Raw genomic sequence first — 22341 nt, forward strand, 5'->3', positions numbered from 1 at the left:
GCATTCTCAAGTTGGAACTCGATCAACTGTGGGAGCGGGCTTGCTCGCGAAGGCGGTGTTACAGGCAATTCATGTGTAGGTTGGCACACCGCTATCGCAGGCAAGCCCGCTCCCACATTCGATCGCATTCTCAAGTTGGAACTCGGTCAACTGTGGGAGCGGGCTTGCTCGCGAAGGCGGTGTTACCGGCAATTCATGTGTAGGTTGGCACACCGCTATCGCAGGCAAGCCAGCTCCCACATTCGATCGCATTCTCAAGTTGGAACTCGATCAACTGTGGGAGCGGGCTTGCTCGCGAAGGCGGTGTTACAGGCAATTCATGTGTGGGTTGGCACACCGCTAATCGCAGGCAAGTCGAATCGTCGCACCGCAGCTCCCACAGATGATCTCCATCTGTCTGGGGGATTTTCTCCAGGCAAAAAAATGCCCCGCACTTGGCGGGGCATTTTTTTTGGCCAGGCTTACAGGCCGTCGAGCATCGCCTTGTTACGCACCGCACCCTTGTCGGCACTGGTGGCCAGCAGGGCATAGGCTTTCAACGCGGTCGTTACTTTGCGCGGACGCTTTTCAACCGGTTTCCAGCCCTTCTTGTCCTGCTCAACCCGGCGTGCCGCCAGTTCTTCGTCGCTGATCAACAGGTTGATCGAGCGGTTCGGAATGTCGATCAGCACCTTGTCGCCATCCTGCACCAGGCCAATCGCGCCGCCGGCAGCGGCTTCTGGCGAAGCGTGGCCGATGGACAGGCCCGAGGTGCCGCCGGAGAAGCGGCCATCGGTAAGCAGGGCGCAGGCTTTGCCCAGTCCTTTGGATTTCAGGTAGGACGTCGGGTAGAGCATCTCCTGCATACCCGGGCCGCCTTTGGGGCCTTCGTAGCGGATGATCACGATGTCGCCTTCTTTGACTTCGTCGGCGAGGATGCCGCGCACCGAGCTATCCTGGCTTTCGTAGATTTTGGCGCGACCTTCGAAGACGTGGATCGACTCATCCACACCGGCGGTTTTCACCACGCAGCCATCCAGCGCGATGTTGCCGTACAGCACGGCCAGGCCGCCTTCTTGCGAGTAGGCGTGCTCGACACTGCGGATGCAGCCGTTTTCACGGTCGTCATCCAGGGTTTCATAGCGGGTCGACTGGCTGAACGCGGTTTGCGTCGGGATGCCCGCCGGGCCGGCCCTGAAGAAGGTGTGCACGGCTTCGTCGTCAGTCTGGGTGATGTCCCACTTGGCGATGCCTTCGGCGAGGGTCTTGCTGTGCACGGTCGGCAGGTCGGTGTGCAACAGGCCGCCACGGGCCAGGGAGCCCAGGATCGAGAAGATCCCGCCGGCGCGGTGCACGTCTTCCATGTGGTACTTCTGGATGTTCGGCGCGACTTTGCACAGTTGCGGCACGTGACGGGACAGGCGGTCGATGTCGCGCAGGTCGAAATCGATCTCGGCTTCTTGCGCGGCGGCCAGCAAGTGCAGGATGGTGTTGGTAGAGCCGCCCATGGCGATGTCCAGCGTCATGGCGTTTTCGAACGCCTTGAAGTTGGCGATGTTACGCGGCAACACCGACTCATCGTTGTCGTGGTAGTAACGCTTGCACAGCTCGACGATGGTGCGGCCAGCCTGCAGGAACAGCTGCTCGCGATCGCTGTGGGTGGCGAGTGTGGAACCGTTGCCCGGCAACGCCAGGCCCAGCGCTTCGACCAGGCAGTTCATCGAGTTGGCGGTGAACATGCCAGAGCACGAACCGCAGGTCGGGCAGGCACTGCGCTCGTATTCCGCGACCTTCTCGTCAGAGGCGCTGGAATCGGCGGCGATGACCATAGCGTCGACCAGGTCCAGGCCGTGTGAGGCGAGTTTGGTCTTGCCGGCTTCCATCGGGCCGCCGGACACGAAGATCACCGGGACGTTCAGGCGCAGGGCGGCCATCAGCATGCCGGGGGTGATCTTGTCGCAGTTGGAGATGCACACGATGGCGTCGGCGCAGTGGGCGTTGACCATGTATTCCACGGAGTCGGCGATGATCTCGCGGCTCGGCAGGGAATACAGCATGCCGTCATGGCCCATGGCAATGCCGTCGTCCACGGCAATGGTGTTGAATTCCTTGGCTACACCGCCGGCGCGTTCGATCTCGCGGGCGACCAGTTGGCCCAGGTCCTTGAGGTGGACGTGGCCCGGTACGAACTGGGTGAACGAGTTGGCAATCGCGATGATCGGCTTCTTGAAGTCGTCATCTTTCATCCCCGTGGCGCGCCACAGTGCGCGCGCGCCGGCCATGTTGCGGCCGTGGGTGGATGTTTTCGAGCGGTAATCAGGCATTGGAGCACTCCGGGCGGCTAATCGGTATCAAAGGGAGTGAGCTTCTATTGACGTCTGGAACACCCGAAAAATGGCCGTGTGTCCAAAAGTTGCCACTCGCGTCGCGGGATCGCCGCGTGCTTGGGCCTTGAGCTCATAAACCCGCCGGGGGATGACTGGCGATGAATAGCGTCGATTCTACACCGCTGGCGGCGGGAGGGAATGGCCGCCACTGTGAAGTTAGCGGTTACGGGACGTGTGGCGGGGCATCAGCGGCTGACCCGCGCATTTGTCAGCCAACCCCATAAGCTGAAAGCGATAAAGCTGATCGCGATAGTCATCAACATATGGCTGCCAGCCTGCGCCAGGGCGGCGCTGCTGACGGCTGCGGTGAGAAACATGATGCTGTTGCCAGCCGATGCCGCCGTGCCCGCGCTGTTTGAGAACAGCAACATGGCCGCAGAAATCGCGGCCGGTCGAACCAGCGTGACCGCCAGGGCGCTGATCAGCATCGGGATCAGCAGGGTCACGGTGGTGATGGCCTCGAAGCTGATGATCAGTGTTAACAGCACGCCGGCAACCAGCAGCAAGCCGAGGCCGAGGTTGATCTGGCGGGACAGCGAGATGTGTTTTTGCAAGTACGAGGCTGCCACGCCGCCGAGCAGGTACGCCGCGCCGTACACCATCAGCACCAAGGCGTACTGGTATTCGGAGAGCTTAAAGGCATCCATGAAAATCATCGGTGTCACGCTGATCAGCGCGAAGTAACAGGCAAACACCAGCGCGGCGATCCACCAGTAGCGCAGAAAGTCTCGATTGCGTGCGACGGCCTTGAGCGTGCCGAAGATCGACACCGGCGCCCGATGCGGGCTGGCGGATTTGGACGGCAGAATGCAGAACGCATGGATCAGCATCCCCAGTGCCATCAACGCAAAGCCATAGAAGCTGCCTTGCCAGTCGAAGGTGGTTTGCAGCCAGGAGCCAACCAGCGGTGACAGCGCCACAAACGAACCGCTCAGGGTCATGTAATAGAGGCGCACGCGGGCGCGGTCTTGTTCTTCGAATAGATCCTCTACCAGCGCGTGGCCGAGCACAAAGAAGCCACAGCCCATGGCCTGCACGCCGCGAAACAGCAGGAAGGTCAGGTAGTCCGAAGCCAGTGCGCAACCAATAGCTCCGAGGATCGACAGTGTGATGCAGCCGATCAGTACCCCTTTGCGACCCCACTTATCCGACAGCGGGCCGGCGATTAGCTGAGAGACCGAGAAGACCAGCGTGAACAGGCTGATGGACAGTGCAATATCGGCAGTTGGTGTGTCGAACCGTGCAGCCAGGGCGGGGAATGAGGGCAGCAGGATATTGATCGGGAAGAAGCTGATCAGGGAAATGCAGGTGATGAGGATGAATCGGGAGAGGTACGGCCCAGACATTGTTTTTGTTTTCCGGAGTAATTCCAGAGACGAATACTAGTCTGCGAAAAATGGAATTCAATCAAAATATTGAGAGACATTTCCCTGATTGAAGTGGCTTGCATCGTTAGGAAAAATGCTTCCGACGCGCCGCAATACAATGTGGGAGCGGGCTTGCTCGCGAAAGCGGTGTATCAGTCGAAGAATGTGCCGACTGACACTCTGCATTCGCGAGCAAGTCGAATCGTCGCACCGCCGCTCCCACAGTTTGATCTGCGCTCTATTACAGAGCGCAGCGCTGCTTAGCTATTAGGCAACAACCGGCAAGTAATGCTCTTGATATACCGCGTCTCGGCAATCGCCGGGTGCACCGGGTGGTCCGGGCCCTGGCCGCCGCGTTCGAGCATCTGGATATTGCGGTCCAGGTGGCGGGCGCTGGTCAGCAGGATGTTTTGCAGGTCGTCTTCCGGCAGGTGCATGGAGCACGAAGCGCTGAAGAGGATGCCGTCTTTGCTGAGCAGGCGCATGGCTTGCTCGTTCAGGCGGCGGTAGGCGCCTTCGCCGTTTTTCATGTCTTTTTTGCGTTTGATGAAGGCCGGTGGGTCGGCGACGATCACGTCGAAACGCTCTTCGCTGGCTTTCAGTTCCTTCAGGGCTTCGAACACGTCGCCTTCGATGCAGGTCATCTTCTCGGCAACACCGTTCAGTGCCGCGTTGCGCTCCACGCCGTCGAGGGCGAAGGCCGAAGCATCGACGCAGAACACTTCACTGGCGCCAAAGGCTGCAGCCTGTACGCCCCAGCCGCCGATGTAGCTGTACAGGTCGAGCACGCGTTTGCCTTTGGCATACGGGGCCAGGCGCGCGCGGTTCATGCGGTGGTCGTAGAACCAGCCGGTTTTCTGGCCCTGAATCACCGGGGCTTCGAATTTCACGCCGTTTTCTTCCAGCGCAACCCACTCCGGCACCAGGCCGAACACGGTTTCGACGTAGCGGTTGAGGCCTTCGGCATCACGCGCGGCGGAGTCGTTCTTGAACAGAATGCCGCTCGGCTTGAGCACTTGGGTCAGCGCGGCGATCACGTCTTCCTTGTGCGCTTCCATGGTCGCCGAGGCGATCTGCACCACGAGAATGTCGCCGAAACGGTCGACTACCAGGCCTGGCAACAGGTCGGAGTCGCCGTAGACCAAGCGGTAGAACGGCTTGTCGAACAGGCGGTCACGCAGGGACAGGGCGACGTTGATGCGGTGCACCAGCAGCGATTTGTCCAAAGGCAACTTGATGTCGCGCGACAGCAGGCGGGCGCAGATCAGGTTGTTCGGGCTCATGGCCACGATGCCCAGGGTCTTGCCGCCGGCTGCTTCCAGAATGGCCTGGTCGCCTGCCTGGAAGCCGTGAAGTGGGGTGGCGGCCACGTCGATTTCGTTGCTGTAGACCCACAGGTGGCCGTTACGCAAACGACGATCGGCGTTGGCTTTGAGACGCAGGCTTGGCAGGGACATGACGTCGCTCCGGAAAAAAGAGCGGGAGTATACCGTGTTGTGCAGGAAACCGTGGCGCCGCCGGACATGTGGGCTGTGATGATCCTGTGGGAGCCGGGCTTGCCCGCGATGCAGGCGACTCGGTATGTGAAGGAACCGAGGTGATGCTATCGCAGGCAAGCCAGCTCCCACACAAGCCCGCTCCCACATTTGATCCCATTTCAATCTGGCTTTGAGGTGTCGGTCAGGTTCCCATAGAGGTTAGAATCCGCGCCTAGCCCAGAGTGTGTACTTATGTCCCAAGAGCTTTCTCCCGAGCAGATCCAGCAGGCCCTGCAAGGCATCAGCGTGCCGCCCCAACCGCAAATCATGGTGGATTTGCAGATGGAGCAATACATGCCCGACCCGGACCTGGAAGTGATCGCGCGGCTGATCTCCCAGGACCCGGGCCTGTCCGGTGCCTTGCTGAAAATTGTCAACTCGTCGTATTTCGGCCTGAGCAACAAGATTGCCTCGATCCAGCGCGCGGTGAACCTGCTGGGCAGCCGTTCGATCATCAACCTGATCAACGCGCTGTCGATCAGGGGCGAGATGAGCGACGACACCATCGTCACCCTCAACCGCTTCTGGGACACCGCCCAGGATGTGGCCATGACCTGCCTGACCCTGGCCAAGCGCACCGGCTCCCAAGCTGTCGACGAAGCGTATGCGCTGGGCCTGTTCCACGATTGCGGCGTGCCGCTGATGCTCAAGCGCTTCCCCAAATACATGGCCGTGCTGGAAGAGGCGTACGCCAACGCCGGCCCGGATTGCCGTGTGGTCGATACCGAGAACAACGCGTTTCACACCAACCATGCGGTGGTCGGCTATTACACCGCCAAGTCCTGGCGCTTGCCGGAGCATGTGACCGACGCTATTGCCAATCACCACAACGCCCTGGCAGTTTTCAGCGATGAATCCACGCGCAATCCGCAGCTTAAAAACCTGCTGGCGATCCTGAAAATGGCCGAGCATATTTGCTCGTCGTATCGCGTGCTGGGCAACCAGGCGGTGGACCATGAGTGGAACGCCATCGGCCATCTGGTGCTGGATTACGTGGGCCTGTCGGACTACGACTTCGAAAGCATGAAGTTGTCGATCCGCGAACTGGGCGCGAACTGACCCTTTCTGCAAGAGGTATGCATGCCCGAGTTACCAGAAGTCGAAACCACCCGGCGGGGCATTGCACCGCACCTTGAAGGCCAACGCGTCAGCCGCGTGGTGGTGCGTGAGCGGCGCTTGCGCTGGCCGATCCCCGAAGACCTCGATGTGCGCCTGTCCGGGCAACGCATCGTGCTAGTGGAGCGGCGAGCCAAGTACCTGCTGATCAACGCCGAAGTGGGCACCTTGATCAGCCATTTGGGCATGTCGGGCAATTTGCGTTTGGTGGAAGCCGGTTTGCCGGCGCTCAAGCATGAGCATGTGGACATTGAGTTGGAGTCGGGCCTGGCCCTGCGTTACACCGACCCGCGGCGTTTTGGCGCGATGCTCTGGAGCCAGGACCCGCACAACCACGAACTGCTGATTCGCCTGGGGCCGGAGCCGTTGACTGACCTGTTTGACGGCGAGCGCCTGTTCCAGCTGTCCCGGGGGCGTTCGATGGCGGTGAAGCCGTTCATCATGGACAACGCGGTGGTGGTAGGCGTGGGTAATATCTATGCGACGGAGGCGTTGTTTGCGGCGGGGATTGATCCGCGTCGGGCCGCCGGCGGTATCTCCCGTGGGCGTTATTTGAAGCTGGCGATCGAGATCAAGCGCGTGCTGGCGGCGGCCATCGAACGTGGCGGCACGACGTTGCGGGATTTTATCGGCGGCGACGGGCAGCCGGGGTATTTCCAGCAGGAATTGTACGCGTACGGCCGGGGCGGCGAGGCGTGCAAGGTCTGCGGGACAGAATTGCGCAATGTGGTGTTGGGGCAGCGGGCGAGTGTGTTTTGCCCTAAGTGCCAGAGCTGATGACGGTGTGATGGTTGATATCGCCATCGCAGGCAAGCCAGCTCCCACCTTTGAATGTATTCACAATTCTAAATGTGGGAGCTGGCTTGCCTGCGATGAGGCCCTGGCAGGCACTAAAAAGCCTCAAGCCTTACCGGTAATCTTCCGGTACTTCTCCATCAACTGCTCTTCCGATTCCGGATGCGCTTCATCCAGCGGAATGCAATCCACCGGGCACACTTGTTGGCACTGCGGCTCGTCGTAGTGGCCGACGCACTGAGTGCACAGGTTGGGGTCGATCACGTAGATCTCCTCACCCTGGGAGATCGCGGCGTTCGGGCACTCGGGTTCGCAGACGTCGCAATTGATGCAATCGTCGGTGATGATCAGGGACATGGAAACTCCTGCCAGGGCTGTCAGCCAAGGCATCTGAAAACTAATGCGCGCAATTGTGCCGTATTGGCGCCCGCAGTGCGAGCAGGTCTGACCTGTGGCCAGCGGGCTTGTTGTGGTGAATAGGCTTGTTGTGGCGAGCGGGCCTGTTGTGGCGAGCGGGCTTGCCCCGCGTTGGGCTGCGAAGCGGCCTCAGTAAAGACACCGCATAGTTTCAGCATAGACCGCGCCGCCTGGTTTCAGGGCCGCTGCGCGCCCCAACGCGGGGCAAGCCCGCTCGCCACAGCAAGCCCGCCCACCATGGCAAGCCCATTCACCACAACAAGCCTCTACTTCTTGAAGCGCAGCGTCAGCGCATCTGCCACAGCTGGGTGCACGAACTTGGTGATATCGCCGCCCAGAGCTGCGATTTCACGGACCAACGTCGAGGAAATGAACGAATAACGTTCCGACGGCGTGAGGAACAGGCTTTCCACGTCCGGCGCCAGTTGGCGGTTCATGTTGGCCAGCTGGAATTCGTATTCGAAATCCGACACGGCGCGCAGGCCGCGCAGGAACACGTTGGCGTTCTGCTCTTTGGCAAAATGCGCCAGCAGGGTTGAGAAGCCCATCACTTCCACATTGGGCAAGTGTTTGGTGACTTCCTGCGCCAACTCCACGCGCTGTTCCAGGGGAAACAGCGGGTTTTTCTTGGGGCTGGCCGCGACCGCGATGATCACATGGTCGAACAAGCGCGAGGCGCGTTCGACCAGATCGCCATGGCCTTTGGTAATCGGGTCGAAAGTACCTGGGTACAACACTCGGTTCATCGCGTCGTCCTGGCGGAGTCCGTTGGGGAACCGGATGGTATCGCAGCCTTCCCGGTCGGCCAAGTCAACTTATGCATAAGAAAGCCGTATAGACACCGCGAATAGCGTGTTTTTTCACGCTGTTTTCAGACGTTCGGCCAATGCGCTCGCCAGTTGCGCAGTCAACCCGTAGACCGACAATTGCGGGTTAGCCCCAATGCTGGTGGGGAATAGCGAGCCATCATGGATCGACAGGTTGCGCAGTTGGTGATGGCGGCCGAGGCTGTCGGCGACTGCATGTTTCGGGTCTTCGCCCATGGCACAACCGCCCATCACATGGGCGCTGCCCAGCGTGGTGCGATGCAGTTCCAGGCTCAGCCCGTCAATCATGCTTTTGGCTCCGGCCAACGTGGTCACGTAGCGCGCATCGTGGTGCAGCGGCTTGACCGACTTGGCACCTGCCGCGAGCTGAATCTCGGCCATGGTATGAAAAGCTCGGCGCAGGCCGTCCCAGGCGTAAGCCGATACCTGATAATCCAGCACCGGCGTGCCGTCCCCGCGCAACTCCACGGTGCCGCCGGGGCTGTCGGGGTGAAACCCGTCGCGCAGTAATGCGAGCATGGCGTGGGTGTGAGGCAGTTGGCGCATGTCCAGCGCGTTTTGCGTGCCGTAGCCGCCGAACAACGTACTCGCCAAGCCCGGGTGCAGGGGCGGCGCCTCCAGCTTGTAAGACATTTTGCCGGTGGTGCCATCCAGCCATTGGAAGTGGTCGGAATAAATCGACTGAGGCGCGCCATAGAACGGGTTGATCACCTCGTCGAACAGCCCTGCGGAGAAATTCACCAGGTGCAGAAAGGTACGCTTGCCGAGCCGTGAATGCGGGTCGGGCGCGTCCGAGCGCATCAGCAGTGCCGGGCTGTTGATGCCGCCGCCCGACAGCACGTAATGCTTGGCCTTGACCGTAATTTTGCGCCCGGTGGGTGCCACGCAACGCCCGTCCATCGCCACGCAGTCGAGGCTGCTGATGGTGTCGCCGCTGTAATTGAGGCGCTCGGCGCGGGCCAGGTAGAGCAGCTCGCCGCCGTTTTCGAGGGCCGATGGAATGGTGGTCACCAGCATCGACTGCTTGGCGTTGACCGGGCAGCCCATGCCGCAATACCCCAGGTTGAAACAGCCGCGTACATTGCGCGGGATCACGTGCCAGCTGTAGCCGAGTTTTTCGCAACCTTTGCGGATCACATCATTGTTGGCGTTGGGTGGAATGGCCCAGGGCGCGATGCCCAGGCGCTGTTCCATTTTCTCGAACCACGGTGCCATCTCCAGGCTGCTGTGGCCCTTCACCGCGTATTCGCTGGCCCAGTGGGCGAGGGTGGCGTCGGGCGTGCGGAAACTGGACGTCCAGTTGATCAGCGTGGTGCCGCCCACCGCCCGGCCCTGCAGGATAGTGATCGCGCCGTCCTTGCTCATGCGGCCGATGCCTTCCTGGTACAGGCTGGCGTAGGCCTCGTCTTCAAGCAGCTTGAAGTCGCTGCTGGTCTTGAGCGGGCCTTCTTCGATCAGCAACACCTTGTAGCCAGCGGCACTGAGGATTTCCGCCGTGGTACTGCCACCCGCGCCGCTGCCGATGATCGCCACGTCGGTTTCCAGGGTCAGGTCGCTGCCGAGGGCGGCGCCGTTGTGGGTTTTCCAGCCACGGGCCAGGCCGTCGCGGAACAGATCGGGTACGGGCATGGGTTTGCTCTCTTATTTTTATACGAATCAGTGGCGACGAAGTTGCAATCCAAATGTGGGAGCGGGCTTGCTCGCGAAAGCGGTGCAACAGTCAACAAATTCGGTACTGATGCACCGCTTTCGCGAGCAAGCCCGCTCCCACATTTTTGATTGAGTTGCCAAAGTTAGACCTTTGGTGGGCCGGGGTAGCCGCAATGCACCCACGCCGCAGGCCGGAAGTGCCAGGCCATGATCACCAGCTTGAGCAGCGAGCCCTGGCCCATGCGCAGCAGGTTCAGGTAGCTGTTTTCCCAGCGGTGCAGGAAGCTGCGGATTTGCTCGGCGCTGGCGTTTTCCCAGCTGCCCCAAATACCGGTTAACGGGCCTCGGGTGATGCCCATGCCCAGCACGTCAAACAATTGCTGGGTGAGCTTTAGCATCTCTGGCGACAGGTGCTGCAGGCTGTAATCGAGCTTTTTCAGGGTGTCTTCGATGCCGGCAACCACTTCCTCGGCGCTGGCCGCGCCTTCGAGCAGTACCGGGATCACCGCGCGTAAAAACGGCAAGTCACTGCTGCGCAACATGGCAAAACCAGTGGCCGGCGTGCTGCTGGAGCAGCCACTGAGGCTTGCGCCCAGCCCGGCGGTGGCCAGGAACGCGCTGGCGCACAGGCCGATTTTCAAAACGCCGCGCCGCGACAGCGCAGGTGAATCAGTCAGGCTGGGGTTCATTGTTTTGATCCCATGAGTGGGGCATCAGCGGATAAACAACGTCTGGATCAGCTTTTGGATGGATTTACCGTAAGGCGGGTAAATCAATTTCGCCGCGTTCAGGCGTTGCTTGACCAACACACCCTTGGCCTTGCTGAACGTCAGAAACCCTTCATGGCCGTGGTAATGGCCCATACCCGACGGGCCGATGCCACCAAACGGCATGTCGTCCTGAGCCACGTGCAGCAACGTGTCGTTCAGGCACACGCCGCCGGAATGGGTTTCGTGAAGTACGCGGTTCTGTTCGCGCTTGTTGTAGCCGAAGTAGTACAGGGCCAGTGGGCGCGGCCGCGCGTTGATGTAGGCAAACGCCTGGTCAATGCCGCGATAGGGCACGATCGGCAGCACCGGACCGAAAATTTCATCCTGCATCACCGTCATCTCATCGCTGACGTTCAGCAACAGGCTGTGAGCCATGCGCCTTGCCTGGCTTTGGTCGTAGAGGGGAATGAGGGTGGCGCCCTTGTCCGTGGCGTCCTTGATGTAGGCATTGAGCCTGGCCAGTTGCCGTTCATTGATGATGGCGGTGTAGTCCGGGTTGTCGACGAGCGTGGGATAAAACCTGCGCACGGCGGTGGTGTAAGCCTCGACGAAACCTTCAACGCGATCTTCCGGCACCAGCACGTAGTCCGGCGCCACACAGGTTTGCCCGGCGTTCAGGGCTTTACCGAAAGCGATGCGCTCGGCAGCGTCCTTGAGCGGCACGTCGGCGGAAACGATGGCCGGCGATTTGCCGCCCAGTTCCAGCGTGACGGGGGTCAGGTTTTCGGCGGCGGCGCGCATCACGTGCTTGCCGATGCTGGTGGCGCCGGTGAACAGCAGGTGATCGAAACGTAACCTGGAGAACGCCATGCCCACGTCGGCTTCGCCGAGCACCACGCACACCAGGTCCTCGGGGAAGACTTTCGCCAGCAGCGCCTTGAGCAGTTCACCGGTCGCAGGCGTGGATTCGCTGAGCTTGAGCATTACCCGATTACCGGCGGCGAGGGCGCCCACTAGCGGGCCAATGGCCAAATACAGCGGGTAGTTCCACGGCACGATCACGCCGACCACGCCCAATGGCTGATAAATGACTTTGGCCGACGCCGGCTGGAACGCAATGCCCACCGCCCGCCGGGAAGGTTTCATCCAGCCCTTGAGGTGTTTGCTGGCATGGTGAATGCCGTGCAGGCTGGGCATAAGTTCGGCGAACAGGGTTTCATCTGCGCTGCGATTGCTGAAGTCACTGCTGATCGCGGCTATTAACGACTGACGTTCGTCGCTGAGCAAATCGCGCAAGGCTTTGAGCCATTGTTGACGTTGCGCGGCCGGTGGCATCGGGTTGGCGGCATAGGCTCGGCGTTGGGCATCGAACAGGTGTTGGAGTTGATCCAGTGCCTGGGGATCGTGCAGATAGGCGACGTTGGCAGGCATGGCGCAGTTCCCGATTGTTATAGGTCTGCCTGGATTTTTAGAGTTATTGCTCTAAGTTGTCAAATGTCGTTGCATCAACATGGGGATTCATCCCGTTGAGGATAGACCGTAAGATGCTTCATCACGTGTATGGAAGCTGATCCCTATGGCGCCACGAGTTAAGACCAGCGAACGCATTGTGCAAACCAGCCTGGAGCTGTTTAACCAGTTGGGCGAGCGCAGTGTCAGCACCAACCATATTGCCGCTCACATGGAAATTTCCCCGGGCAACCTGTACTACCACTTCCCCAACAAGCAGGCGATTATCGCCGTGCTGTTTCGTGAATACGAAGCCCTGGTAGACAGCTTCCTGCGCCCGCCCGAGGGCCGAGCCGTCACGGTCGAAGACAAGCGCTTTTACCTGCAAGCCGTGCTGGCGGGCATGTGGCGTTACCGTTTCCTGCACCGCGACCTCGAACACATGCTGGACAGTGACCCGGAACTGGCCACCAGCTACCGGCGCTTCTCCCAGCGCTGCCTGAGTCAAGCCGCTGCGATTTACCAAGGGTTTGTCGACGCCGGCATCCTCAATATGGACCCGGTGCAAACTGAAGCCCTGACGCTCAATGCCTGGATCATCCTCACCTCCTGGGTGCGTTTCCTGTGCACCACCAATGAAAATTCCGCCCACTTGAGCGCCGAAGCAATCAAGCGCGGGGTGTATCAGGTGCTGTTGCTGGAGGCGGGGTTCGTCACGCCCCAGGCGAAAGAGGCGGTAGATGCCTTGTTCAAAGAGTTTTATGTGCCGTTGAATCAGGCACTGGAAGACGTGAAGTAGGGCCTTTCTCGAATCTGTTCACAGGAGTCCGTCATGCCGCTTGCCCAACTGATCAGCCCCCAGCAACTGGCCGAGCGCCAGAAGGACGGAGGGCTGGTGACCCTGGATTGCCGTTTTGCCCTGGAAGACCCGGATTACGGGCGCTGCAGTTATGCCGAAGGGCATATCGAAGGTGCGCAATACGCTGATTTGGAGCGCCACCTCAGTGGCCCGGTGACCAAAGGCGTGACCGGCCGTCATCCGTTGCCGGCGGCCGATACCCTGGTTCGACAGTTGCGCGCGTGGGGCATCAATGCCGACACCGACGTGGTGCTGTACGACGACGGCCCAGGCGCCTTCGCCGCCCGGGCGTGGTGGTTGCTCGCCTGGCTGGGCAAGCGCGATGGCGTGTTTATTCTGGACGGCGGCCTCAAGGCCTGGCACTCGGCCGGTTTCCCTCTGAGCCTGGATGCACCGGTGATCGAGCCGGGGACTTTTTCCGGTACGCCGGACAATCACCTATTGCTGGACGCCGAGCATTTGCAAAAACGCCTCGGCCAGCCGGGCCTGACGCTGATCGATGCCCGCGCCCAAGCGCGCTTTCGTGGCGACGTGGAACCCATCGACCCGATCGCCGGGCATATCCCCGGTGCGCAATGCGCGGCGTTTAACGAAAACCTGGGCAGTGACGGGCGTTTTTTGCCGGCGGAGCAGCTCAAGCAGCGGTTTGCCGAGCAGTTGCAGGGGCGTTCGCCGGACGAACTGGTTGCGTACTGCGGCTCAGGCGTGACGGCGTGTCATAACCTGTTCGCATTGAGTTTGGCGGGTTACCCGTTGGGCAAGTTGTATGCGGGGTCGTGGAGTGAGTGGATTACGGATCCGGCGCGGCAGATTGCGACGGGTGACTGAGTTATCGGCTATGTAAACCGAATCAAATGTGGGAGCGGGCTTGCTCGCGAATGCAGAGTGTCAGTCGATACATTTTTGGCTGGCAAACCGCATTCGCGAGCAAGCCCGCTCCCACAGTTTTAACCGTGTTGTGTCAGCAGCCATTGGGGAATTCGGCGCTCCAAGTAATAGCTTGGTCGCTTCAGCGAACCGTCCACAAATCCCACATGCCCACCCTTGGCCAGCAACTCAAACTCGGTGCACTCCGACAACTCACTCGCCTCGGGCAAGCTGTGAGCGAATACAAACGGGTCATCCGCAGCCTGGATAATCAGGGTTGGTGTGCGGATGTCGCCCAGGTAGTACCGACTCGACGCACGACGGTAATAGTCCTCGGCACTGAGGAAACCATGCAGCGGCGCAGTTACCCGCCCGTCGAAATCCCAGAACGTGCGCATCTTCTCCAGCGAGCCCAGGCCTTCCAGGGTTTTCAGCCCGTCAGCCCGACCATCCTGCACAAAACGGCGTTGCTTGACGCGGATATACGCGAGCATTTCGCGCATGAAGTGCTTTTGATACACCCGCGAAAAACCCAGGCCGATACGGTCCGCACACTGGTCCAGACGAAACGGCACCGACACCGCCGCCGCGCCTTGCAGCCCGGATGCCTCGCCGGTTTCACCCAGGTGCTTGAGCAACACATTGCCGCCCAGCGAATAACCCACCGCGTACAGCGGCGCCAACGGCCGCTTGGCACGCAGGTGGGCAATCGCTGCCGCCAGGTCTTCGCTGGCGCCGGAGTGATAGCTGCGCGCCAGCAAATTAGGCTCGCCCGAGCAGCCGCGCCAGTTCAACGCCGCACTGGCCCAGCCCTGCGCGGCGAGGACTTTTTGCAGGCCGGCGACGTAAGGCGAGTTGGATGAGCCGGTCAGCCCATGCAGCACCAACACCAGCGGCGCCTGGGCGTAATGCGGGCCGTGCCAGTCAAGGTCAAGAAAGTCGCCGTCGTCCAGCCACAGGCGCTCGCGTTGGCGTTCGATGTGGGTGGTGGGGCGCCACAGTGGGCCCCATAGCGTTTGCAGATGGGGGTTGCCGAGGCCGAAGGCGGGGGTGAACAGGTCGGAAGAAGGCTTCATGAAACTCTCTGTGGGCAAACGCACTTACCTGTGACGGTGGAGCTCGGTTGTGGCAAGCAGGCTCAGTTGTGGCGAGCCGGCTTTCTGTGGCGAGCGGGCTTGTTGTGGCGAGCGGGCTTGCCCCGCGTTGGGCTGCGCAGCAGCCCTATCAAGATCGCTGCATTTATTCAGGCAGAGCGCGGTTGCAGGTTTTAGGGCTGCTGCGCAGCCCAACGCGGGGCAAGCCCGCTCGCCACAACAAGCCCGCTCGCCACAATTAGCCCGTTTGACACAACAAGCCTGCTCACCACAATACGGCCGCTTGCCACAAATGGATCAGGCAGCGCTTTCGACAAAGCGGTGCCACAACGCGTAATACACCCGGCCCGACTTCTGCTCCCGGTGCAGGCGCCAGGCGCCCGGCAGCCCGAGGGTCGAAGGCGCGGTCTCGCTTTCAGTGTAGATCCACGAATCCGGCGCCAGCCATTGGCGTTCTTCCAGCAACGCACACACGGTCGGCAACAGGTTCTGGTTGAATGGCGGGTCGAGGAACACCACGTCGTATTGGCTGGCCGGCTGGGTTTCCAGGTAGCGCAGCGCGTCGGCGGTTTGCACCTGCCCGGTGGTGCAACGCAGGGTGCCCAAGTGCTCCTTGAGGCTGGACACTGCGACATTGCTGGCGTCCAGCGCCTGGCCCAAGGCTGCGCCACGGGACAGCGCTTCGAGGAACAGCGCGCCGCTGCCCGCGAACGGGTCGAGCACCTTGGCCCCGCCGATGTATGGCGCGAGCCAGTTGAACAGGGTTTCACGCACACGGTCCGGCGTCGGGCGCAGGCCCACGACGTCGGGGAAGCTCAGCTTGCGGCTGCCCCATTCACCGCCAATGATGCGCAGCTGGCCTACACCGTTATGAACGTTGTGGACGGGTTTTTTCGGGCGAGATGAACTGGCCATTAATGCTCCGGAACCCCGAGCGGCTGCTCGGCGGGTTTATCAGTGGGGGGCGGTAGTGGCTTTTGCGCAATCGTCGGGCCGGCGGTCACGATGACCATCTTGTCGGCGCTCAAGTGTTTATTCATGGCAGCCTTGACCTGCTCTACGGTCAGGGCCTGGGATTGTTTCATGAAATCCTCAAGATAGCTCAGCGGCAGGTTGTAGAAACCCATGGCGCCCAGCTGCCCGACGATGTCGGCGTTGCTCGCGGTAGACAGCGGGAAGCTGCCGGCCAGCTCACGCTTGGCATCATCCAGTTCCTTTTGCGTCGGGCCGGTCTTCAGGTAATCGGCCAGCACGTCTTCCACCAGACGCAGCGTACCGCCGCTCATTTCGGCGCGGGTCTGCAGGTTGATCATAAACGGGCCGCGCACTTGCATCGGCGAGAAGCCGGAGTAGACGCCATAGGTCAGGCCGCGTTTCTCGCGCACTTCGCTCATCAAACGGGTGCCGAAGCCACCGCCGCCAAGAATCTGGTTGCCCAGGGACAAGGCTGCGTAGTCCGGGTCTGAGCGGTCGATGCCCAGTTGCGCGAACAGCAAGTGCGTTTGCTTGGACGGAAACTCGATATGGCTCAGGCCTGCTTTCGGCTCGGTCGGCTGCGCGATCTTCGACAGCGCCGGGCCTTTGGGCAGCGACGCCGATACCTTGGCCGTCATGGCTTCAGCTTCGGCGCGCGTCAGGTCGCCTACAACCGCGATCACCGCGTTGCCAGCGGCATACGCCTTGGCGTGGAACGCCTGCAATTGCGCCAGGGTAATCGCCGGAACGCTGTCAGGCGTGCCTTCGCTCGGGTGAGCGTAAGGGTGATCGCCGTACAAGCGCTTGAACAGCTCCAGGCTGGCCAGTTTGGCCGGGTTCTGTTTCTGATACTCAAAACCGGCGAGGATCTGGTTCTTGATGCGCGCCAGTGAGTCGGCGGGGAAGGTCGGCTTGCCGATCACCTCGCCGAACAGCGCCAGGGCGGCATCGCGCTTGTCGCTGTCGCTGAGGCTGCGCAGGGAGACCAGCGCCATGTCGCGGAACGCGCCATTGCCAAAGTCAGCGCCCAAGCCTTCAAAGCCACTGGCGATCTGGCTGACATCCTTGCCCGGCACGCCTTCATTGAGCATGGCGTTGGTCAGCAGTGCCACGCCGGGCGTGTTGCCGTCCTGGCTGCTGCCGGCGGCGAACAGGATGCGCATGTCGAACATCGGCAATTCATGGGCTTCGACGAACAGCACCTTGGCGCCTTCGGCGGTGGTCCAGGTTTGCACGTCAAGCTTGCGGTTGGTCGGCGCCTTGCCGTCCAGTTCCGCCAGGGATTGCAGTTTGTTGCCCGACTGGGCTTTTTCCAGCGCAGGGCTGGCAACCGACTCGCTCGGGCGCAGGAAGTACACGGCGCCTGCGGCGATCAGGGTGACGGCCACCAGGCCGGGGAAGATCAGGCGGCTGCTTTTGCGATCACTCATGAGCGGTCTCCTCAGGCAGAACATGGGCGACGCTGAGACGTTCGCGGGTGAAATAGGTGCGCGCGGCGTTCTGGATGTCTTGCGGGGTCACGCTTTGCAGGTCGGCCAGCTCGGTGTCCATCAGCTTCCAGGACAGGCCAACGCTTTCCAGCGAGCCAATGGCCGTGGCCTGGCTGGTGATGGAGTCACGCTGGTAAACCAGGCCGGCTATCACTTGGGCGCGGATACGCTCCAGTTCCTCGGTGGTCGGTGGTTTGGCTTTCAACTCATCCAGCAAGCGCCACAGGCCGGCCTCGGCTTGGGCAATGGTCTTTTTCTTCTGCTGGTTTGGCGTAGCGCTCAGGGTAAACAGGCTGTCGCCACGGGTGTAAGCGTCGTAGCTGGTGGACGCGGCGGAAACCAGTTCTTCACCGCGCTCAAGTTGCTCGGAGATACGCGCGCTGTAACCGCCATCCAGCAGGGCGGAAATCAGGCGCAGGGCTTGTACCGAGCGCCTGTCTTCGGCGGTGGCCAGGCCCGGCACGTTGAATCCGAGAATCACGCTCGGCAGTTGGGTTTGCACATGCATCGTCAGCAAGCGCTCGCCCGGCTCGGCCAGCTCCTGGGGCACCTTGGCCGGTGGCACATCACGCTTGGGGACCGGGCCGAAATAACGCTGGGCGAGGGTCTTCACCTCGTCCGGAGTCACGTCGCCGACCACCACCAGCGTGGCGTTGTTTGGCACGTACCAGGATTGGTACCAGTGGCGCAGTTCTTCGACCTTCATGCGTTCAAGGTCAGCCATCCAGCCGATGGTCGGCGTGTGGTAGCCGCTGGCCGGGTAGGCCATGGCCTTGAAACGTTCAAAGGCCTTGGACAGCGGGTTGTCGTCGGTGCGCAGGCGACGCTCTTCCTTGATCACCTCGATTTCACGGCTGAACTCGTCGGCCGGCAGACGCAGGCTGGCCATGCGGTCGGCTTCCAGCTCGAACGCGACGCCCAGGCGATCACGGGCCAGCACTTGGTAGTAGGCGGTGTAGTCGTCACTGGTGAAGGCGTTTTCTTCGGCGCCGAGGTCGCGCAGGATCAGCGAGGCCTCGCCAGGGCCGACTTTGGCGCTGCCCTTGAACATCATGTGTTCCAGGGCGTGGGACAAACCGGTCTGGCCCGGGGTTTCGTAGCTCGAGCCGACCTTGTACCAGACCTGGGAAACCACCACCGGCGCGCGATGGTCTTCGCGCACGACCACTTTCAGGCCGTTATCGAGGGTGAATTCATGGGTGGGTTGTGGGTCGGCAGCCAAAGCTGAAAGGGGCAGACAAACTGTGCCGAGCAGCAGGCCTGCAGCGCGGCGGGCTAGAGCATTCATTCGTTTTTAAACCTGTTGGGCTGCCCGCTTGGTCTTAGCGTCGGCGGGCGAGGAGGTGCTAGGATACTGATCCGGTTTGGACACGGCCACTGCGGCGGTCATCTTGTCCCGGATTCGGTCGTAGGAATGTAGGAAATGGCGTTGTTTTTCTCCGACGATCTTCTACTTTTCGCGGATTTTGTCGCTTCAGTCCTTTATTGAAACGATTCGTTAAGGCCTTTATTTTACGCCTTACAGAATGTTGCGCATGAACAAGCGAGCCTTAAAGCAGTCTGTTCTGCATCGAATTTATTTACCGAGGCGCCCTGGCGCATCGCCACTTTGAGATAGCCGTCCTCCATGTTTGGTTCCAACGACGACAAGAAGAGCCCAGCTGCGGCTGGCGAGAAAAAAGGCCTGTTCGGATGGCTGCGCAAAAAGCCGCAGGAAACCGTCGTCGAACAGCCGCAGGTTCAACCTGAGCCTATCCTTGAACCTGTAGTGGAAGCCGAACCGGTCGCTGAAACGCCGGCGCCGATCGTGCTGACCCTGGCTGAGCCGGTGTTGCAGCCGGTGCTTGAACCTGAGCCTGAGCACAAGCCGTGGCCGCAGTTGCCGGTGGCTGAAGAGCCCGTGGCGTTGGTTGAAGATGTACAGGCCGAGCACGTGGCGCCGCCGATTCCGGTGGTGGTTGAGCCGGTTGAAGACGTTGTAGTCCAAACGCCGCCAGCCATCATTGAAGTGCCTGAGCCAGCCGTCGTAGAGCCTGCGCCTGTTGCGGTCATTGCTGCGCCCGCCGTTGTTGAGGTCGAGCCAGCGTCAGAGCCAGAGCCCGTCGCTACCCCCGCTGAAACCAGCAAAACCGGTTTCTTCGCCCGCCTCAAGCAAGGTCTGAGCAAAACCAGCGCCAGCATCGGCGAAGGCATGGCCAGCCTGTTTCTCGGCAAAAAGGTCATCGATGACGAACTGCTGGAAGACATCGAAACCCGCCTGCTGACCGCCGACGTGGGCGTCGAAGCCACCGCCGTGATCATCCAGAGCCTGACCCAGAAGGTCGCGCGCAAACAGCTGACCGACGCCGATGCGCTGTACAAATCCCTGCAGGCCGAACTGGCCGCCATGCTCAAACCCGTTGAAGCGCCGCTGGTGATCACGCCGAACAAGCCGTTCGTGATCCTGGTCGTTGGCGTAAACGGCGCCGGCAAGACCACCACCATCGGCAAGCTGGCCAAGAAGCTGCAACTGGAAGGCAAGAAAGTCATGCTCGCCGCCGGCGACACCTTCCGCGCCGCTGCCGTGGAACAGCTGCAAGTCTGGGGTGAGCGCAACAAGATCCCGGTGATCGCCCAGCACACCGGCGCGGATTCCGCCTCGGTGATCTTCGACGCCGTGCAAGCCGCCAAGGCGCGCAACATTGACGTGTTGATCGCCGATACCGCCGGTCGCCTGCACACCAAAGACAACTTGATGGAAGAGTTGAAGAAAGTGCGCCGCGTGATCAGCAAGCTCGACGCCGACGCCCCGCACGAAGTGTTGCTGGTGCTCGACGCCGGCACCGGCCAGAACGCCATCAGCCAGGCCAAGCAATTCAACCAGACGGTGCAACTGACCGGTCTGGCATTGACTAAGCTCGACGGCACGGCCAAGGGCGGCGTGATCTTCGCCCTGGCCAAACAGTTCGGGTTGCCGATTCGTTACATCGGCGTCGGTGAAGGCATCGACGACCTGCGCACCTTTGAAGCCGAACCCTTTGTACAGGCACTTTTCGCCGAGCGGGAGCGTTCATGATTCGATTCGAGCAGGTCGGTAAACGCTACGCCAACGGGCATGTGGGCTTGCATGAGCTGAGCTTTCGCGTGCGTCGCGGCGAGTTTTTGTTTGTAACCGGTCACTCGGGCGCCGGCAAAAGTACGCTGTTGCGCCTGCTGCTGGCCATGGAACGCCCGACCACCGGCAAGCTGCTGCTGGCCGGCCAGGATTTGGCCACCATCAGCAATGCGCAAATTCCGTTTCTGCGCCGCCAGATTGGCGTGGTGTTCCAGAACCACCAGTTGCTGTTTGATCGCACGGTGTTCAACAACATTGCCCTGCCATTGCAGATTCTCGGGCTGTCCAAGGCTGAAATCATCAAGCGGGTGGATTCGGCCCTGGAGCGCGTGGCGCTCTCGGACAAGACCGACTTGTACCCCGGCGACCTGTCCACCGGGCAGCAACAGCGCGTCGGCATTGCCCGCGCTATCGTCCACCGCCCGGCCTTGCTGCTGGCGGATGAACCTACCGGTAACCTCGACCCGCGTCTGGCGGCCGAGATCATGGGTGTTTTCGAAGACATTAACCGCTTGGGCACCAGCGTGCTGATCGCCAGTCACGACCTGGCACTGATTGCGCGCATGCGTCACCGAATGCTCACCCTGCAGCGCGGCCGTCTGATCGGTGACGGGGAGGCCGGTGTATGAGTGCCACCCGCAGCCCTAAAGTGTCCGAACGCGTGGCGCCGAAACCGGCCGACCCGCAACCGAAAAAGAAGAAAAAAGACGAAGACGACGGCCCGGACTTCAGCACGCTGCTGCGCGCCTGGATCGAAAGCCATCGCGCTAGCCTGCTCGATAGCCTGCGGCGTCTGGGCAAACAGCCGATCGGCAGCTTTTTCACCTGCCTGGTGATGGCCGTGGCCTTGAGCCTGCCAATGGGTTTGTCGCTGCTGCTTAATAATGTGGAGCGCCTGGGCGGTTCCTGGCAGCGCGCGGCGCAGATTTCCCTGTACTTGAACATCGACGCCAGCGCCAAAGACGGCGAATCCTTGCGAGATGACATCAAGAACCTGCCGGGCGTGGCGGATGCCGAGTACATCAGTCGCGATCAGGCCCTTGAGGAGTTCCAGCAGCAGTCCGGCCTGGGTGAGGCGCTTAAAGAGCTGCCGCAGAACCCGCTGCCGGGCGTGGTGCTGGTGACGCCGAATGAAGTCGACAAACCCGCGCTTGAAGCCCTGCGACAAAAACTCGCAGAAATGCCGAAGGTGCAACAGGCGCAACTTGATCTAGTCTGGGTAGAGCGCCTGGCGGCGATCCTCAAGCTGGGCGACCGCTTCGTGTTCGGCCTGACGGTGCTGTTGGTGTCTGCATTACTTTTGGTGATAGGTAATACCATTCGTCTTCATATTGAAAACCGTCGCACCGAGATAGAAGTGATTAAACTGGTCGGCGGCACGGACAGTTATGTGCGTCGTCCTTTTCTGTACATGGGCGCGCTTTATGGCTTGGGTGCCGGGTTTTTGTCCTGGGGCGTGCTGGCGTTTGGCCTGGACTGGCTGAACGACGCGGTTGTCGGGCTGGCCGGACTCTACGGCAGCGATTTTGCCTTGGCCGGCGTGCCGGTCGCCGATGGTCTGAGCCTCTTGCTTGGCGCAGTATTGTTGGGGTATATCGGTGCGTGGATTGCGGTGGCGCGGCATTTACGTGAGCTGGCACCGAAGTAGTTTGAAATCGTTAATGTCAGATTAATGTGGTTTCGATTGTATTGACCGTATCAGTGGTTTAGGGAACTTGTCCTACGGT

The 22341-nt window shown here is 61.0% G+C and carries 19 protein-coding genes; 7 read left to right on the plus strand and 12 right to left on the minus strand.

Translation table 11 applies throughout. The features are described 5' to 3' along the window. Positions 1 to 461: 461 nt before the first annotated feature. The 3 genes from ilvD to Q7C20_RS06540 form a co-directional block, all read right to left on the minus strand. A complete protein-coding gene (gene ilvD / locus Q7C20_RS06530) occupies positions 462 to 2303 on the minus strand; it encodes a dihydroxy-acid dehydratase (protein ID WP_375066453.1) in 1842 nt (613 codons plus the stop codon). A gap of 248 nt (positions 2304 to 2551) precedes the next feature. After that, a complete protein-coding gene (locus Q7C20_RS06535) occupies positions 2552 to 3712 on the minus strand; it encodes an MFS transporter (RefSeq protein ID WP_375066454.1) in 1161 nt (386 codons plus the stop codon). Positions 3713 to 3993: 281 nt separating this feature from the next. Next, a complete protein-coding gene (locus tag Q7C20_RS06540; protein ID WP_375066455.1) occupies positions 3994 to 5190 on the minus strand; it encodes a class I SAM-dependent rRNA methyltransferase in 1197 nt (398 codons plus the stop codon). A gap of 327 nt (positions 5191 to 5517) precedes the next feature. Between Q7C20_RS06540 and Q7C20_RS06545 the strand changes: the two genes are divergently transcribed. Then, positions 5518 to 6330, plus strand: a complete 813-nt coding sequence (locus tag Q7C20_RS06545; RefSeq protein ID WP_348057013.1) for an HDOD domain-containing protein — start codon at positions 5518 to 5520, stop codon at positions 6328 to 6330. Between the two features lie 21 nt (positions 6331 to 6351). Then, the gene (gene mutM, locus Q7C20_RS06550) at positions 6352 to 7164 is read left to right on the plus strand and encodes a bifunctional DNA-formamidopyrimidine glycosylase/DNA-(apurinic or apyrimidinic site) lyase (protein WP_375066456.1); all 813 of its coding nucleotides are present in this window, start codon (positions 6352 to 6354) and stop codon (positions 7162 to 7164) included. Positions 7165 to 7287: 123 nt separating this feature from the next. Here the strand turns inward: mutM and Q7C20_RS06555 are convergent, their stop codons facing one another. The 5 genes from Q7C20_RS06555 to Q7C20_RS06575 form a co-directional block, all read right to left on the minus strand. Next, positions 7288 to 7539 carry a YfhL family 4Fe-4S dicluster ferredoxin gene (locus tag Q7C20_RS06555; protein WP_008364838.1) on the minus strand — a complete coding sequence of 84 codons (252 nt, stop codon included), beginning with the start codon at positions 7537 to 7539 and terminating at the stop codon, positions 7288 to 7290. A 326-nt stretch (positions 7540 to 7865) separates the two neighbouring features. Next, entirely contained in the window at positions 7866 to 8345 is a 480-nt protein-coding gene (coaD, locus tag Q7C20_RS06560) for a pantetheine-phosphate adenylyltransferase (protein ID WP_348056952.1), read from the minus strand. A 114-nt stretch (positions 8346 to 8459) separates the two neighbouring features. Continuing rightward, a complete protein-coding gene (locus Q7C20_RS06565) occupies positions 8460 to 10055 on the minus strand; it encodes a GMC family oxidoreductase N-terminal domain-containing protein (RefSeq protein WP_375066457.1) in 1596 nt (531 codons plus the stop codon). A 164-nt stretch (positions 10056 to 10219) separates the two neighbouring features. Then, positions 10220 to 10765, minus strand: coding sequence for a twin-arginine translocation pathway signal protein (locus Q7C20_RS06570; protein WP_375066458.1), 546 nt, complete (start codon positions 10763 to 10765; stop codon positions 10220 to 10222). A 24-nt stretch (positions 10766 to 10789) separates the two neighbouring features. Further along, entirely contained in the window at positions 10790 to 12217 is a 1428-nt protein-coding gene (locus Q7C20_RS06575; protein WP_375066459.1) for a coniferyl aldehyde dehydrogenase, read from the minus strand. A 145-nt stretch (positions 12218 to 12362) separates the two neighbouring features. Between Q7C20_RS06575 and Q7C20_RS06580 the strand changes: the two genes are divergently transcribed. Then, complete coding sequence (locus tag Q7C20_RS06580; protein WP_348056960.1) at positions 12363 to 13034, plus strand: TetR/AcrR family transcriptional regulator; 672 nt, start codon at positions 12363 to 12365, stop codon at positions 13032 to 13034. Between the two features lie 33 nt (positions 13035 to 13067). Further along, positions 13068 to 13922, plus strand: coding sequence for a sulfurtransferase (locus Q7C20_RS06585; RefSeq protein WP_375066460.1), 855 nt, complete (start codon positions 13068 to 13070; stop codon positions 13920 to 13922). Positions 13923 to 14041: 119 nt separating this feature from the next. On the opposite strand, the gene Q7C20_RS06590 is transcribed toward Q7C20_RS06585, so the two are convergent. The 4 genes from Q7C20_RS06590 to Q7C20_RS06605 all read right to left on the minus strand — a co-directional run bounded on the left by Q7C20_RS06590 (position 14042) and on the right by Q7C20_RS06605 (position 18808). After that, positions 14042 to 15037, minus strand: coding sequence for a hydrolase (locus tag Q7C20_RS06590; protein WP_375066461.1), 996 nt, complete (start codon positions 15035 to 15037; stop codon positions 14042 to 14044). A gap of 315 nt (positions 15038 to 15352) precedes the next feature. Further along, positions 15353 to 15970 (minus strand): 16S rRNA (guanine(966)-N(2))-methyltransferase RsmD, encoded by a 618-nt coding sequence (rsmD, locus tag Q7C20_RS06595; protein ID WP_348056966.1) that lies wholly within the window; start codon positions 15968 to 15970, stop codon positions 15353 to 15355. After that, positions 15970 to 17460: a M16 family metallopeptidase gene (locus Q7C20_RS06600; RefSeq protein WP_375066462.1), complete on the minus strand. Its 1491-nt coding sequence runs from the start codon at positions 17458 to 17460 to the stop codon at positions 15970 to 15972. Before Q7C20_RS06600 ends, rsmD begins: the two co-directional genes overlap by 1 nt. Further along, on the minus strand, positions 17453 to 18808 hold the full coding sequence (locus tag Q7C20_RS06605) for a M16 family metallopeptidase (RefSeq protein WP_375066463.1): 1356 nt from the start codon (positions 18806 to 18808) through the stop codon (positions 17453 to 17455). Before Q7C20_RS06605 ends, Q7C20_RS06600 begins: the two co-directional genes overlap by 8 nt. A gap of 339 nt (positions 18809 to 19147) precedes the next feature. On the opposite strand from Q7C20_RS06605, the gene ftsY reads away from it, so the two are divergent. The 3 genes from ftsY to ftsX are packed head-to-tail and all read left to right on the plus strand — an operon-like array spanning position 19148 to position 22262. Next, entirely contained in the window at positions 19148 to 20575 is a 1428-nt protein-coding gene (ftsY, locus tag Q7C20_RS06610) for a signal recognition particle-docking protein FtsY (protein WP_375066464.1), read from the plus strand. After that, the gene (gene ftsE / locus Q7C20_RS06615; RefSeq protein WP_017476533.1) at positions 20572 to 21243 is read left to right on the plus strand and encodes a cell division ATP-binding protein FtsE; all 672 of its coding nucleotides are present in this window, start codon (positions 20572 to 20574) and stop codon (positions 21241 to 21243) included. Before ftsY ends, ftsE begins: the two co-directional genes overlap by 4 nt. Continuing rightward, positions 21240 to 22262, plus strand: a complete 1023-nt coding sequence (gene ftsX / locus Q7C20_RS06620; RefSeq protein ID WP_348056972.1) for a permease-like cell division protein FtsX — start codon at positions 21240 to 21242, stop codon at positions 22260 to 22262. The genes ftsE and ftsX overlap by 4 nt, the downstream gene beginning before the upstream one ends. Positions 22263 to 22341 lie beyond the last annotated feature (79 nt).

The sequence above is a fragment of the Pseudomonas sp. AMR01 genome (genome assembly GCF_041946035.1).
Classification (GTDB): domain Bacteria; phylum Pseudomonadota; class Gammaproteobacteria; order Pseudomonadales; family Pseudomonadaceae; genus Aquipseudomonas; species Aquipseudomonas antarctica_B.

Excerpts from the sequence above, each read along its gene's own strand:
- ilvD (WP_375066453.1), bottom strand. The coding sequence starts at position 2,303 with ATGCCTGATTACCGCTCGAAAACATCCACCCACGGCCGCAACATGGCC.
- Q7C20_RS06535 (WP_375066454.1), bottom strand. The coding sequence starts at position 3,712 with ATGTCTGGGCCGTACCTCTCCCGATTCATCCTCATCACCTGCATTTCC.
- Q7C20_RS06540 (WP_375066455.1), bottom strand. The coding sequence starts at position 5,190 with ATGTCCCTGCCAAGCCTGCGTCTCAAAGCCAACGCCGATCGTCGTTTG.
- mutM (WP_375066456.1), top strand. The coding sequence starts at position 6,352 with ATGCCCGAGTTACCAGAAGTCGAAACCACCCGGCGGGGCATTGCACCG.
- Q7C20_RS06555 (WP_008364838.1), bottom strand. The coding sequence starts at position 7,539 with ATGTCCCTGATCATCACCGACGATTGCATCAATTGCGACGTCTGCGAA.
- coaD (WP_348056952.1), bottom strand. The coding sequence starts at position 8,345 with ATGAACCGAGTGTTGTACCCAGGTACTTTCGACCCGATTACCAAAGGC.
- Q7C20_RS06565 (WP_375066457.1), bottom strand. The coding sequence starts at position 10,055 with ATGCCCGTACCCGATCTGTTCCGCGACGGCCTGGCCCGTGGCTGGAAA.
- Q7C20_RS06570 (WP_375066458.1), bottom strand. The coding sequence starts at position 10,765 with ATGAACCCCAGCCTGACTGATTCACCTGCGCTGTCGCGGCGCGGCGTT.
- Q7C20_RS06575 (WP_375066459.1), bottom strand. The coding sequence starts at position 12,217 with ATGCCTGCCAACGTCGCCTATCTGCACGATCCCCAGGCACTGGATCAA.
- Q7C20_RS06580 (WP_348056960.1), top strand. The coding sequence starts at position 12,363 with ATGGCGCCACGAGTTAAGACCAGCGAACGCATTGTGCAAACCAGCCTG.
- Q7C20_RS06585 (WP_375066460.1), top strand. The coding sequence starts at position 13,068 with ATGCCGCTTGCCCAACTGATCAGCCCCCAGCAACTGGCCGAGCGCCAG.
- Q7C20_RS06590 (WP_375066461.1), bottom strand. The coding sequence starts at position 15,037 with ATGAAGCCTTCTTCCGACCTGTTCACCCCCGCCTTCGGCCTCGGCAAC.
- rsmD (WP_348056966.1), bottom strand. The coding sequence starts at position 15,970 with ATGGCCAGTTCATCTCGCCCGAAAAAACCCGTCCACAACGTTCATAAC.
- Q7C20_RS06600 (WP_375066462.1), bottom strand. The coding sequence starts at position 17,460 with ATGAGTGATCGCAAAAGCAGCCGCCTGATCTTCCCCGGCCTGGTGGCC.
- Q7C20_RS06605 (WP_375066463.1), bottom strand. The coding sequence starts at position 18,808 with ATGAATGCTCTAGCCCGCCGCGCTGCAGGCCTGCTGCTCGGCACAGTT.
- ftsY (WP_375066464.1), top strand. The coding sequence starts at position 19,148 with ATGTTTGGTTCCAACGACGACAAGAAGAGCCCAGCTGCGGCTGGCGAG.
- ftsE (WP_017476533.1), top strand. The coding sequence starts at position 20,572 with ATGATTCGATTCGAGCAGGTCGGTAAACGCTACGCCAACGGGCATGTG.
- ftsX (WP_348056972.1), top strand. The coding sequence starts at position 21,240 with ATGAGTGCCACCCGCAGCCCTAAAGTGTCCGAACGCGTGGCGCCGAAA.